Raw genomic sequence first — 12329 nt, 5'->3', positions numbered from 1 at the left:
GTCCAAGGCCTCGTTATCCAACTTCCCTGCACCGCCGAGCACTACTTCGAGAGCGTGCACCCAGTGCTCGTAGTAAGAGAAGGTCGCGTCGGTGTCGTTGTGCTCCTCCCAGCTTCGAATCGATTCGATCAGAGCGCCCTGAAAGGCCGCCCACTCGAACTCACCTGCCTCGTGTGCGCTGATGGCGATCGCGAACGCTCTTATCTGCCAGGGTTCGTCAAATGCTTTGTCGCCGTCACGGGCGGCCGGCAGGCCGCAGACCAGAGCATCGATCTCGGCGCGGCGGGCAGAAAGTGTCGACGTACTCACGCCACAGCCTCGATCGGGGCGACACCGATCATCGAGTCGCGGGTAACCAGCGCGGCCAGTTGTTCCTCCGACCATCCCTCGGTGCCTGCGGGACGCTGCGGGAGCACCCAGTAACGAATCTCCGAACTCGAATCCCACACCCGTATTTCTGTGGATTCCGGTACGACGTAACCGAATTCCTCGGCCAGGACCGCACGGGGTTCGCGAACCATCCGTGATCGGTATTGCGGCTCTTTGTACCAGTTCGGCGGCAGTCCCAATACCGGCCACGGGTAGCAAGAGCACAGCGTGCACACGACCGCGTGATGGACGTCGTCGGTGTCCTCCAGGGCGACCATGTGCTCACCTTGGAGGCCAGCGATGCCCAGGTCCCTGCATGCTTCGGTGGTGTCGGCCAGGAGTCGAGCTTTGAACTCTGGGTCGGCCCAAGCCTTGGCGATCACCATGGCACCTAACTGGGGTCCGACCTCGTTCTCGTAGATGTCGACCATGCGGTCGACCATGCCCGTCGTGAGCAGCCCCTTCTCGATCAGCATCGATTCGAGGGCCTTGACGCGTGCGGCGGTTTCGGTGGATGTGCTCATGCGTTCGCTCCTATCTTGTGCTCGACATGCTCGATGTAGGGGTCCCAGACATCGAAGGTGGTGCTGGTGTTGGGCTCGGCATAGTCACCCCAGAGCTCGGTTCCAGCAAACTGAACCGTGTACACGTGCTGGGGATCTTCGCCGAGGTGGTTACCGGCAGAGTCGGGATAAATAAACGAACCACGGTATGCCGTGACGGTTCCCGTTTTGCCGCGAACGTAGCGAGCCAGCCTGGTGTGACCCAGCGGGGCGCTGTTCAACAGGCGTACCGTGTCGCCGACCGCGAAGCGGACCGGGTTGTCGGTGGGGCGGTCGGGCGGAACGCCGCTGGCGCTGGCTGCGGTGATGAAATCCACCAGGTCCGGATTGGGCTGGTGCTCCGGGAGCGGTGCATCAGGGTTCTCCAAAAAGTGCGCGGTTCGGCGATCGAGCTCCGCCGCGTCAAGCTTGCCGGTTCGCTTCCCGTGAAACTCCATCGCGTGCAACCAGTGTTCGTAGTACGGCGAGGTGAGATAAGTGACCGGGTCCATCTTCTCGATCCCGTGACGGAATTCGTCCAACCCGAACCACCCGTCACGGAACAGTGCCGGGAACAACGTCAGGACGACCTTCTCCCATTCGGCGTGGAAGACGGGTTCCTCTTTCGTCGGGTTGACTGGTCCTAGTCCATCGGCGCCGCCGAGGTCGAACAGTCCGTTCATGCCATGCTCCTTGTCGTTTGGGGGGTCGGGAAGCCACCCACTGCTGTTTCCAACGCGTGCGCAACTTGTAACACGGTGGCGTCGTCGAACTGTCGACCGATGATCATCAGCCCCACGGGCAGACCGTCACTGGTACCGGCCGGCACGGAGCACGCAGGGTGCCCGGTGACATCGAACGGACACGTGTTGCCCAGCATCTCCAGGCCGCGTCCGAGAACTTCGTCGACCGGGGCGTTGTCGGGAGGGAGCACTGTCGGAAGCATCGGCATCGTCGGCATTACCAGCACGTCAAAGCGCTCCAACGCGTCATCGTAGGCCTCCGCGAGTCGTGCTGCGAGCGTGCGCGCCATCGCATAGTGGCGTCCGTACTGCGTGTCGAGGGCATGACGTCCGGCGAGGGCGACCAGCTTGACGGTCTCCGAGAACTGGCTCGCGTCATTTCTCCATCGGTTTCCGTAGTACGCGATCAGTTCGGGGTCGTACTTTCCCTTCCAATTCATGCCGTAAGCGTTCCCGTCGACCATCTGAAAGGTCGCCCCCTCGGTCGCGATGACATCCCACACTGCTGCGCCGTCGAGGTGCCAGGGAATGGACACCTCCTCGCTCGACAAGCCCGCAGAGGTCAGCTGCTCGACTGCTCGACGGACAACCGCATCCGACTCCGCATTCGATTCGGGGCGACCGAACCCTTCCTGCACGACACCGATACGCAACCCGGAAGTCGATTCCTGCAGCGCGGCAACATAATCGACCTTCTCGATTGTGCTCGGCTGTCGTGGGTCGTGGCCGTCCACACCGGCAACGACCGACAGCATCAAGGCAACGTCCGTCACGGTTCGCGCGATAGGCCCGAGGTGGTCGACGGACTGTTCGATGGGGAATGCGCCCGTGTACGGCACCAGGCCGTGAGTCGGTTTATGACCTACGACACCGCACCATGCAGCAGGCATGCGAACCGATCCGCCCTGATCACCGCCCACTGCCATATCGACGTCACCGTTCGCCACGAGCGCCGCGCTACCGCTGGAAGATCCACCAGCAGAGCGGGTTCGGTCCCATGGGTTTTTCACGGCGTGCGGTTTGCTGGTGTGCGACCCTCCCGAGAAACAGAGGTCCTCACACGTGGACTTTCCGGAAACGATGGCTCCGGCGTCGAGGAGTCGACGGACGACCGTCGCGTCTTCGGCAGGCACGAACCCTTCGACGGTTCGCGAGCCGTTCATCATGGGGACCCCGGCTACCGCCGTATTGTCCTTGATCGCGATCCGGCATCCGGCGAGCGGGCCCTCGGTTGTCTCGCGGATGTCAGTGGTGACATACCAGCCGTTGTTCTCGTTCTCACTCGGGTCCGGCGACGCCCACTCCCGTTCGGGCGGTATGGGCGCAACCTGGTTGTAGAGCTCTTCGACTCGGTTCCACGATCCCAGCAACCCACCAGCGGCCGCCTGGTAGATCTCCATCTCACTTGCGGTGATACCGAGGCCATAGCTGTCCGATATGCGGGCAAGCGACGCGGCGTCGGGCATTCCGATCGACATGCGTTCCTCCTCACGCCGACACCAGACGTGCCGCGCATCACAAGTGAACTCAGAGTTAGTCAATATGTCAACGGATAGGCACAAGTCGGCATGTTAAATTTCGGTTTCCGGTATGCCGCCAGCCTCCCCGCTTCGAGTCGAGGCCGACACGCGTTCCGCGGAATAACTTCTGTATCTGGCGCGCTGTAGGGCCTGGATCACCGTCGATACGCACTCTTGGACCGGCCTCGCATCGGCACTGCTCAACACGGCCCAGCAGATCGGCGTCGCACTCGGTTTGGCAGTGCCCGCCGAGCGACACTGCACCAGCACAACGCTCCCCGTGTCGGAATTCGATCCCTTTGCAAAGTAGTCGGATTCTCGAGACGGGGAGCGCTGCGATCGTGCGGGATCTCAGTGGCTGACCAGCTCAAAGCCGAACATTTCGGCCGCACCCCAATACCAGACGCGCGCTTCCACGGCTTGGCCATCGCGTACGGTCCACAGTTCGCTGACCTGTGTTGTCACCCGACGGGTGCCCACCTTCGCCGTCAGGGCAATGACCAGTGCGGTCATGAGTCGCTTGCCTCGGCGATGATGCGCGCCACTGTCTTCGGCTCGGCTGCCATCGAAAGGGAACCGCATTCGAGCGTGGTGGATGTCGAGCCTGCGCGTTCGGCCATCCACTGCTGGGTTGCGTACGTAATGCTGTGATGTGCTCGCCGGGGAAGGCGGCCTTGTCGAACAGTGCGTCAGCATCGACTGGACCCGCGTGGCCGGCGAGATCGAGAACGGTCTCCCCGGTTTCGGGAACGAACGCATTGAGGTACACCAGCGCAGTCACGTTCGGGTTGCTGACACCCCCGATCACGGCTCCACCGTAGGAGTGTCAGACCAGGACGACCGGCCTTTCTGTGCGGGTCTGCAGGAACGAGGCGAGGTAGTCGGTGATCGGGGGACGAGCAACCTGCCACGGCGGCGACGGCGAGGGCCGAGCCCAGAGCAACGGTGGAGAGTGTGGAGGGCTTCATGTCATTCTGTCTTTTGTAACGCATGGATTTCGGGTACGAGGGGAAAGGTGTAGGCGCGTTGAGCGTCGGCTACCCAGGCGACGCAATGAGCGTTGTTCGTTGCCCTGTGACGGCCGCCTGTTCGATGGTCGCAATCAGTCGGTGTACGGGCAGGGCCTGCGTGAAATCGGGGGAATTGTTTGCGCCACTGCGTATGTCCCGCTCGTATGCGTCGTATATTCGTGCAACGCCTGCGGCCATCGCGTCGAGGTGCCCTATCCCGGGTGTGTGTCGTTCGTACGCTGCCGGCACCGGAAGCTCGGTGAGAGCCTCCCGTCCGCGTGATCCGCTGACCGTCAGTGCGAACATGCCAGGGTGACCACTGTCCGCGCGGAGTTGAAGCGTTCCCTCTGTGCCATTGATCTCCCACAGGAAACCGGTTCCGCCTTCGTGGCCCTCCCGGAAATGGATGCTTGCGATTGCACCGGACTTCAGGCGTCCGACGACCCCAAGTTGATCGGGCGAGGTCCCGAGTCGTTGCTCACCGGTTTCGAGCACTGTGATGTCCGGCCGCCGAGTATCGAGGACAGCCGAAAGCTCGTCGAATTCGCCGAGCACGACGCCCATGGCATCCATGCTGTGGCCTGCAGCGATCGTCAACACGTTCGCTGCACTGCCCCTGTCGAGGGTATAGGCGTTGCCCTGATCGACGAAACCGCCCAACGCGGAGGAACCCACCATCGTCGTCGAGAGCACGGTTCCGACGTAACCGTGCGCAATGAGATTGCGCAGGTGCAGGATTGCCGGTGTCCGACGAGACTGGAGCCCGATCAAAGTGCGAACGCCCCGGCGGTCGGCATGATCGGTCATGGCACGGGCTTGCTCCAGGTCGCGTCCGAGTGGCCATTCGCAATAGACCGCTTTGCCGGCGTCCAGTGCTGCGGTCACGATGTCGCGGTGGTGCGGAACCTTGACCGTGACGACGACGAGATCGACGTCGGGATTGTGTACCAGCGCCTCGTGTCCTTCGAACGTCGACGCGACCCCGAATGCTCGCCCGGCCGCGTCCGCAGACGTTTGCCGGGTTGTGCTCAGCGCAGTGATTTCGTAGGCAGGCAGCGCCCGAAGCGCTGGAATGTGGGCCGTTGCGGCCCATCCTCGCTCGGCGCTCACACCGACGATGCCGACTCTGATCGGCGCGGTCATGTGGACGTCTGTTCGAAGAACTCGATCTGGGTGGCGGGCACGTCCATTGCCTCGCTCGGGGTCATGGACGGCCCGGCTGCGGCCATTGCGGCCTGCATTATCGGCAGGTCGTCCGTCTCCAGCTTGTAGATACAGAGGAAATCTGTGGACCCTGCAGTGTCCGAATAGAACTCGGCGGACGTGTATCCCCCAAGCGCCATGACCTCCGAGATGTGCGTGCCGACGTACCACGCGCGGTACTCGTCCTCCCGGCCGGCGAGGGCCCGACTGCGGACGGTCTGAATGTATTGCCTCACGTGTGTTCTTCTTTCGTAGCGATTGGGGTTCGGAGATAAAACGGAACGAGTCCGTCCGCGGGGATTGGACGTCACGGCCGCCGAGATTGCAGCACACGCCGACGTCGGTGTCGCGACGCTCTGGGACGTCGTGATGCTGAGTCGCGCTTTGTGTTGCGGCAGGCGAATGCCTCGGCGTTCACTCCGCCCCCGATCAAGCGCAGCGAACCTGTGCCTTCATGATCGAGGGCATGCGGGCTTAGCCTCGGATCAGGTCGGCAGCCTTTTCCGCGATGGCGTAGACGGTGGCGTTGGTGTTCGCCGAGACCGGCGACGGCATGATCGAGGCGTCCGCGACGCGGAGTCCCTCTATGCCGCGGACGCGGAGGTCCAGGTCCACCACGGCCATGTCGTCGGTGCCCACCCGGCAGGTGCCTGCGTAGTGGAAGTAGACGACGAGGCTCCGCGCCAGGTAGTCACGCACCGAGGCGCTGTCGCCGACGGCCATGCCCGGCTGCATTTCCTCGCCCCGCCACGCGGTCAGCGCTGGCGCGTTGCCGATCGAGCGAGCGATCTCGAGTCCGGCTTCCATCACCGCGACGTCGCGCTCGTCGCCGAGGTAGTTCGGATCGATGAGCGGGCTGACGGTGATTGCTCTGTCCGCCAGTCGGACTCGGCCACGGCTGAACGGAGTCATCGCCGAGAATGCAAGCGCGTAACCGTTGTCCGGGCCCGCCAGCGTCCGGGCACGCAGCGGAGCCGTGACGACGAGAATCTGAAGGTCGGGGCCCGAGACCGCGCCCGCGGTTTCGATCAGACCGATGGCCTGACCCATGAGGTTGTGCTGGTTGTGCGGCAGCTGCGCCGACGCCTCGTACAGCACGGTGGACATGGGGTGGTCGTGCAGGTTTTCACCCACCCCGGGAAGATCGAGGACGACGTCGACGCCCATGTCTTCCAAGTGATCGGCCGGACCGATACCGGAGGCGAGCAACAGATGAGCGGAACCGATGGCACCTGCCGTCAGGATGACTTCGCGTCCGGCTTTCGCCCGAACGGTGTATCCATCACGTAGGTATTCGATTCCGGTCGCGACCCCGTCGACGACGAGAATGCGCGACACGACGGCATCGGTGACGACATGCAGGTTCGGGCGATCGAGTACGGCGTCGTGCAGGTAGGCGTCGGACGCGCTCTGGCGGTGCCCGTCGACGATGTTGCCGTCGGAGAGACCGAATCCCGTTTCGGTTCCGCTGCTGATGTCTCGTGCACTGTCGTAACCGATTTCGGCGGCGGCTCGCAGTGCGGACGAGGCAACGGGGCTGGGGTCCGTCATCGGCCCGACGGTGAGAGGACCGTCGGTGCCGCGTAGTTCCGGGTCGCGGCCGACGGCGGTTTCGGTTCGCTTGAAGTACGGCAGGAGGTCGTCGAAACCCCAACCCTTGGCGCCCTGGTCGACCCAGGCGTCGTAGCTGGCACGGTGCCCGCGAACGAAGTTGAGCCCGTTGACGCTGGACGAGCCGCCCAACGCTCGGCCCCGGGGAACTGGAACGGACGACTGCGAGAACTGCTGTACGACAGTGCTTTCGCCCCAGTTTGCTGTCGTTCCGAGGAGCTCGGGCCAGCAGAACGGGATGGCCATCTCTGGCAGCGCGTCGGAGGAGCCGGCCTCGACGAGCAGGACCTTCGCTCGCGGGTCTTCGCTGAGCCGGGCCGCCAGGACGCTGCCTGCTGTTCCGGCGCCGACGACAATGTAGTCGAAATCGGGGTGGATGGGCCCGTGGAGGCCCGGGACGATGGTCGGTGTTCCGGTCAGTTGGTTCATGCCACAACAATGGCGAGCGTGGGCCCTCCACTCTGTTCAGTTACTGCACAGGCCGTGTGGCGGTGATCACCCGTCGATTCCGAATGGGCGCATTTTCTTGTACAAAGTGGTTCGACTGATGTTCAACGTCTTGGCGACGGCGAGCTTATTGCCCCCGTGACGAGCAAGCTCGTCCTCGATGACGGTGCGCAGGGCGCTGTCGATCGCGCCCAACCGTGGAGTTGCGGTTCTCTCCCGTAAACGGCCGAGATCACGGTCGGTGACGTCGCCCGCCGATCTGAGCCGAGCCGCAGCGAGCACTTCGGCGCGAAGTTCGGTGAGGTTGCCGGGCCATTCGTGCCCGATCAGCGCGCGCAGCGCAGCAGGCGTGAACCTGATCGGCGATCCGATCTCCGCGAGAAGACCGTCGACGAGTACTGGTATCTCGTGCTTACGCAGCCGTAGTGGCAGCAGTTCGACGCGGGTACGGCAACCGTCGACCAGTCGAAATGCATCCGGCGACAGACTGATCAGCGGCTCACTGGACACGGCGAACCACACAACCGAGCGTTCGACGGCCTTGTGCAGTGCATGGGCGATCTGCGGGGACAGCAGGTGGACGTTGTCCACCGCGACGGGGCGGTCTGCACTGTCGAGGCTCGCGATGACGGTGTGCAGCCACTGCTTCTCCGACTGCAGGATCGAATCGAGGGCGTCGAACAGAATCGGGTCGTGGCCCTTCATGAGGTCGGCCAGGATGGTCGAACGTCCGGTGCCGGGTTCGCCCGCCACGGCGAACGACGTGCCGTCCCGTCGCGAATTCGACAACTGGTCCGCGACGCGGTCGATACGCGACCTACTGAGCGTCGCCGAGGCGAGCGTTGATTCTCGTGCGAGTTCGACGATGACGGCGTTACCGAGCCTCCGGGAGACCGTGTCGGTCTGGCCACCTGAATTGAACTGGTGGGGAATGTCGTCTGCGATGAGTGGGTCGCGTGCGCGCAGGGACAGAAGATCGACGGCGTCGAGCTTGTCGACGGCGGCCGAATTGGCGATGACGATGCTGGGCGATATCGCGATCACGGGCGCCGTTCCACCGAGCACCGCTGCGTCGTGAAACGCGTCGAGTAATTGGTGGTCGCCGCGAGACTGTTGCCGAGCGAGCCGTCGGGCAATCTCGTCCGATCCCTGCATCACCATGTTGTGCAGAAGGGGACTGTCGACGGCGGTGTAGAAGGTCAGGGTGATGACCCCTTCGATGCGGCCGTTCACCGGATGCAGAATGGGAAAGCCGTAGCAGCTGAACATCTTCATCGCTTCGAAGAAGTGCTGATTCCCGCGCACCGCAAGGGGCTCTCGAAGTTCGCGGACCGTGGAGATCGAATTGGTGCCCGACGTCTCCTCGGTGAAGAGCCGGCCCGGCACGGCACCGTTCTCGGTCAGCGCATCGTCTATCCCGTTCGTCCCGTGCCTGATATCGACCAACCGGACGTTGCGATCCGCCAGGATCACGGAACAGTCGATACCCGCGAAGATGGTTGCCAGGCGATCCATTACCGGACGCGCGGCGTCGAGCAGGCGGCTCGAGCTCGTGACGGGAGAGACGTGCACCGCGGTCGGCAACCACGCGGGGTCGAGGCCGTTCATCGATGCACGCTGCCAGGACATTGCAATACGATCGGCGGCGAGCGTCATGTGCACCTCTCGATCCAGGCGACCGACGTTCTTCGCCTCGACCCGAAGGATACGTGTGCAGTCGAGGTGCCGCGATCATGTTTGATTCGACGCGTCGACTGTCGTCCAGGGGTATTGGACCTCGGCAACTGCCGACTGTTGGCAGACTCGACCCACATAGAACTCGCTCACTTTCCGACCGGAACAACAGCTCATCGTTGGACCGGAGCCGGCGAGTGTTCTTTCGTAGGGCATCATGAGTTGATGAGCGATCTCGAGTACCTGGCCACCTTGCTTGCTGGACTGGATGCGGAGATTGCACGGGTTTCTGCTGCAGAATCGGGCTCCGACGAGTATTCGTCGGCTGTCGATGACGCCGTCGATGCCGTCCTGCGATTGCGTGCGAAGGTCAAAGCAGGTTACCCGGGTAAGAAGGCCTACTACATCGCAGCGTCGACCGATCCGAACGGAATCAGGGTCGAGGGAATCTCTTCTTTGCAGGGCAAACGTGCCCACGAATTGGTACGGGACGGCGGGTGGATGCACGCGGACAACAGCATCGTGCTCGATCTTCTCGACGACGATCAGATCAGTCGGTACCAAGCTGTGGCGGGACGCGGTGTGGCGCAGACGTTTCGTGACTCACGTGAATACCTTGCCGCAGCAATAGGTCTCGCCGACAAGTAGATCGCAGTAGCGCAGTCGCCGTCCCACCCCGCGCCTACGCGTCGCACCAGTCCCACCCGGTGCGACGAGGTCGCGATGCTCGTGAACATGTCGACCGACTACTACGAGCACATCGAGCCGGGCGCGCTGACCATCGCTCTGCTCGGGCAGCTGGGCCGTTCGTACGGAATGAGCGCGTCGCACTGGTCCTCGACTGCGATTGCGACGTCGTGATCAGTCCGCCGTCCTAGCAGCGGCTCGTGCTCTTTCGAGGAACCCCCGCTTTCACACCCCGCGCCTACGCGTCGCACCAGCTCTACCCGGTGTGATCCGTAGGCCGGGGGTGTGTCGACCCATAGTTGCTGCTGTCGGACCACGATCCGAGAGGCGATCGCGTAGAACGCTCGAAAGTGTCACGTAAACGGCGTGCAATAACCTCCGGCGTCGACAGCTCACGCCAGTTCCATCGTGCAAACATCCACCCGAGTTCTCGCATTCGATCTTCGCGGTACTTTTCGGCCAGGGCCACGTCGCGCGGTGTCTGCCCGGGGCGCAGGAATTCGCTGTACTTGCCTTCGCCGTCGAATTCTCCGATGACGCCGGTGTCGGGGAACAGGAAGTCGACCCGCCCGAGGCACCGTCCGTCCGGGGTGAACACCCATTGATTCAGCAGCGGCATCGGCAGGCCCGCCTCTTTCATAAGCACCCGGCTCCGGCTTTCGCCGACGCTCTCGCTGCGGTCGGTCATGAATGTGACGGCTCGACGGGCGGCGGGCGCTCCGCGGCGATGGTGGGCGGAGTCGACGGCGACGCGAAGCTCGTCGAAGGTCACCAACTTCCGCGCGAGCGCGTTGTCGCCGACGCAGACTGCCCGTTCGAAGTCCACCGAGCGGGCGAGATCGACGACCGTTCTTGCGACGGAGGTCGCCCGGCATTCTCCGACGAGCACCCATTCGGAATCGTCGAACGACGTTGCGTGCAAAACCCGGCGGCGTGCGGTTTTCGCGCCGTAGGCACGGTTGACGGTGAGGTGAGCCTTGTTGAGGGGGACCGCCCACAGGGCCAGGCCGTGGAGGGCTGCAGCAGAAACGTGGCTCAGGACGGCGTCTGGATTCGACGCGTGTGCTGTGGCTCTCGCAAGTGCTCGATGCTGGGCGACGGCGTCGAGCTGGGTGAAATCCTCGCCGCGCAGGTACGCCCCGCGACGGATGCGGACGAGGCGTTGCTCGGTGCGCGCTCGGCGAAGTTCGCGTTCGGTCAGGCCGTCGTCGAGTGCTTGCCGAGTCGTCAGAAAATTCGGGTCCATGCCCCGTTGGACGCAGTGAGTGACGGTTTCGCTCCGCCGCGGAACTCACACCCCTAGCCTTCGCGTCGAACCACCCCTACCCAGTGCGACGCGTAGGCCGGGGGTGTGGATCGAGAAGGTTGCCGCGGCGTCGGTGGCGGGCGGTCCTTCGTGCATCTGTCGAGGTGACCCCCAACTCGAGCGGTGTGTGAAGCTTGATCTGTGAATGACGCAGTGGAGGAATCGACGCCTGGCGACCTGATCGCAGCTGCCAGGACATTGGCCGCCGTCGGTGAGCGTCGGATCCTCGGAATCGCTGGTGCTCCGGGTGCCGGGAAGTCAACTCTCGCAGAGTATCTGGTGGCTTCGCTCGGGCCCGAGGTGGCGGTTCTGGTCCCCATGGACGGTTTTCATCTGTCGAACGAGGTGTTACGCGACCTGGGGCGCCATGGCAGTAAGGGAGCACACGACACCTTCGACGACGGTGGTTACGCACGCTTGTTGCAGACCATTCGTAGCCAACGTCCCGGAGACCCCGTCGTGTATGCGCCCAAGTTTCGCCGGGACATCGAAGAGTCGATCGGTTCGGCAATTCCTGTCCGTTCGACGGTTCCGCTCGTGATCACGGAGGGAAACTACCTGTTGCTGAAAAGCGATGTGTGGTCCGCGGCGCGGGCATCGGTAGATGAGGTGTGGTTTCTCGACCTGCCCGCAGAGGAGCGTCGAATCCGGCTGGTGCGCAGGCACGAGCGTTACGGGAAGTCTTCGGAGGAAGCGTCATTCTGGGCGGCGGGTTCCGATGAACGCAATGCAGAAGTGGTCGCCGCTACCGCGGGGCGCGCCGACCGTGTTGTTCGTCTAGGACAGGACTGACTCACACGCCGTCGGGCTGCTCACTGCCGGCCAGAAGAATGGAGGCGATGAGCTCGGGGTTGTCGCTCATCGGCACGTGTCCCACCCCGGGAACGGTGATGAAACGAGCATGCGGCAACAGCTTTCTGACGCGGGGGAGCTGGTAGATCGGCAGCACCAGGTCGCGTCGGCCCCAGGCGATGGTGATGGGGACGCGCGGGTCGATGGGTTCGGGTAGTTCGTAGGAAGCGTCGAGTCCCTTGTCGATGAGGGTGTTGCTGACCAGTGATGCGGTGTCGACGACGGCGTCGGCGTAGGGGATCCGGCTGGGGTGGGCGAAGAAGGCCGACATCGCGGGGTAGCGAACTGCTTTGTAAGACAGCAACTGCGGGGTTCGGTCGCCCATCGCGCGGCCGACTGCGCGGAGCGCGCGGAAGGTGCCGATG

14 protein-coding genes and 1 pseudogene are annotated in these 12329 nt (G+C 63.5%); 3 read left to right on the top strand and 12 right to left on the bottom strand.

Features of this window, described 5'->3' with window-relative positions; all coding sequences use genetic code 11:
- The 10 genes and pseudogenes from WBQ44_RS05170 to WBQ44_RS05125 form a co-directional block, all read right to left on the bottom strand.
- The coding region (locus tag WBQ44_RS05170) for a nitrile hydratase accessory protein (protein WP_495565663.1) at positions 1-309 on the bottom strand (309 nt) is incomplete at its 3' end.
- Positions 306-893: a nitrile hydratase subunit alpha gene (gene nthA / locus WBQ44_RS05165; protein WP_495565662.1), complete on the bottom strand. Its 588-nt coding sequence runs from the start codon at positions 891-893 to the stop codon at positions 306-308. The genes nthA and WBQ44_RS05170, both read right to left, overlap by 4 nt.
- On the bottom strand, positions 890-1594 hold the full coding sequence (nthB, locus tag WBQ44_RS05160) for a nitrile hydratase subunit beta (protein WP_495565661.1): 705 nt from the start codon (positions 1592-1594) through the stop codon (positions 890-892). Before nthB ends, nthA begins: the two co-directional genes overlap by 4 nt.
- Positions 1591-3132 carry an amidase gene (locus tag WBQ44_RS05155; protein ID WP_495565660.1) on the bottom strand — a complete coding sequence of 514 codons (1542 nt, stop codon included), beginning with the start codon at positions 3130-3132 and terminating at the stop codon, positions 1591-1593. The genes nthB and WBQ44_RS05155 overlap by 4 nt, the downstream gene beginning before the upstream one ends.
- 393 nt (positions 3133-3525) lie before the next feature.
- Positions 3526-3687 (bottom strand): hypothetical protein, encoded by a 162-nt coding sequence (locus tag WBQ44_RS05150; RefSeq protein ID WP_495565664.1) that lies wholly within the window; start codon positions 3685-3687, stop codon positions 3526-3528.
- 211 nt (positions 3688-3898) lie between these two features.
- Positions 3899-4018, bottom strand: a pseudogene (locus tag WBQ44_RS05145) (alpha/beta hydrolase); the annotation flags it as partial.
- A 193-nt stretch (positions 4019-4211) separates the two neighbouring features.
- A complete protein-coding gene (locus WBQ44_RS05140) occupies positions 4212-5327 on the bottom strand; it encodes a Gfo/Idh/MocA family protein (RefSeq protein ID WP_495565659.1) in 1116 nt (371 codons plus the stop codon).
- Positions 5324-5623 carry a hypothetical protein gene (locus tag WBQ44_RS05135; protein WP_495565658.1) on the bottom strand — a complete coding sequence of 100 codons (300 nt, stop codon included), beginning with the start codon at positions 5621-5623 and terminating at the stop codon, positions 5324-5326. Before WBQ44_RS05135 ends, WBQ44_RS05140 begins: the two co-directional genes overlap by 4 nt.
- Positions 5624-5861: 238 nt before the next feature.
- Positions 5862-7427, bottom strand: a complete 1566-nt coding sequence (locus WBQ44_RS05130; protein ID WP_495565657.1) for a GMC family oxidoreductase — start codon at positions 7425-7427, stop codon at positions 5862-5864.
- A gap of 66 nt (positions 7428-7493) precedes the next feature.
- Positions 7494-9101, bottom strand: a complete 1608-nt coding sequence (locus WBQ44_RS05125) for a helix-turn-helix domain-containing protein (protein ID WP_495565656.1) — start codon at positions 9099-9101, stop codon at positions 7494-7496.
- A gap of 243 nt (positions 9102-9344) precedes the next feature.
- On the opposite strand from WBQ44_RS05125, the gene WBQ44_RS05120 reads away from it, so the two are divergent.
- Positions 9345-9767 carry a phosphate acetyltransferase gene (locus WBQ44_RS05120; RefSeq protein ID WP_495565655.1) on the top strand — a complete coding sequence of 141 codons (423 nt, stop codon included), beginning with the start codon at positions 9345-9347 and terminating at the stop codon, positions 9765-9767.
- Between the two features lie 81 nt (positions 9768-9848).
- The gene (locus WBQ44_RS05115) at positions 9849-9980 is read left to right on the top strand and encodes a hypothetical protein (RefSeq protein WP_495565654.1); all 132 of its coding nucleotides are present in this window, start codon (positions 9849-9851) and stop codon (positions 9978-9980) included.
- Between the two features lie 82 nt (positions 9981-10062).
- Here WBQ44_RS05115 and WBQ44_RS05110 read toward each other — a convergent pair whose 3' ends face one another.
- Positions 10063-11052 carry a type IV toxin-antitoxin system AbiEi family antitoxin domain-containing protein gene (locus WBQ44_RS05110; RefSeq protein ID WP_495565653.1) on the bottom strand — a complete coding sequence of 330 codons (990 nt, stop codon included), beginning with the start codon at positions 11050-11052 and terminating at the stop codon, positions 10063-10065.
- Between the two features lie 201 nt (positions 11053-11253).
- On the opposite strand from WBQ44_RS05110, the gene WBQ44_RS05105 reads away from it, so the two are divergent.
- Positions 11254-11904, top strand: a complete 651-nt coding sequence (locus tag WBQ44_RS05105; protein WP_495565652.1) for a nucleoside/nucleotide kinase family protein — start codon at positions 11254-11256, stop codon at positions 11902-11904.
- Between the two features lies 1 nt (position 11905).
- On the opposite strand, the gene WBQ44_RS05100 is transcribed toward WBQ44_RS05105, so the two are convergent.
- The coding region (locus tag WBQ44_RS05100; protein ID WP_495565651.1) for an alpha/beta fold hydrolase at positions 11906-12329 on the bottom strand (424 nt) is incomplete at its 5' end.

The organism is Rhodococcus sp. (in: high G+C Gram-positive bacteria) (genome assembly GCF_049591685.1).
Classification (GTDB): Bacteria; Actinomycetota; Actinomycetes; order Mycobacteriales; family Mycobacteriaceae; genus Rhodococcoides.
The sequence above is the reverse complement of the archived record's forward strand: the minus strand, read 5'-3'. Positions and strand labels throughout refer to the sequence as shown.

Excerpts from the sequence above, each read along its gene's own strand:
- nthA (WP_495565662.1), bottom strand. The coding sequence starts at position 893 with ATGAGCACATCCACCGAAACCGCCGCACGCGTCAAGGCCCTCGAATCG.
- nthB (WP_495565661.1), bottom strand. The coding sequence starts at position 1,594 with ATGAACGGACTGTTCGACCTCGGCGGCGCCGATGGACTAGGACCAGTC.
- WBQ44_RS05155 (WP_495565660.1), bottom strand. The coding sequence starts at position 3,132 with ATGTCGATCGGAATGCCCGACGCCGCGTCGCTTGCCCGCATATCGGAC.
- WBQ44_RS05150 (WP_495565664.1), bottom strand. The coding sequence starts at position 3,687 with ATGACCGCACTGGTCATTGCCCTGACGGCGAAGGTGGGCACCCGTCGG.
- WBQ44_RS05140 (WP_495565659.1), bottom strand. The coding sequence starts at position 5,327 with ATGACCGCGCCGATCAGAGTCGGCATCGTCGGTGTGAGCGCCGAGCGA.
- WBQ44_RS05130 (WP_495565657.1), bottom strand. The coding sequence starts at position 7,427 with ATGAACCAACTGACCGGAACACCGACCATCGTCCCGGGCCTCCACGGG.
- WBQ44_RS05125 (WP_495565656.1), bottom strand. The coding sequence starts at position 9,101 with ATGACGCTCGCCGCCGATCGTATTGCAATGTCCTGGCAGCGTGCATCG.
- WBQ44_RS05120 (WP_495565655.1), top strand. The coding sequence starts at position 9,345 with ATGAGCGATCTCGAGTACCTGGCCACCTTGCTTGCTGGACTGGATGCG.
- WBQ44_RS05110 (WP_495565653.1), bottom strand. The coding sequence starts at position 11,052 with ATGGACCCGAATTTTCTGACGACTCGGCAAGCACTCGACGACGGCCTG.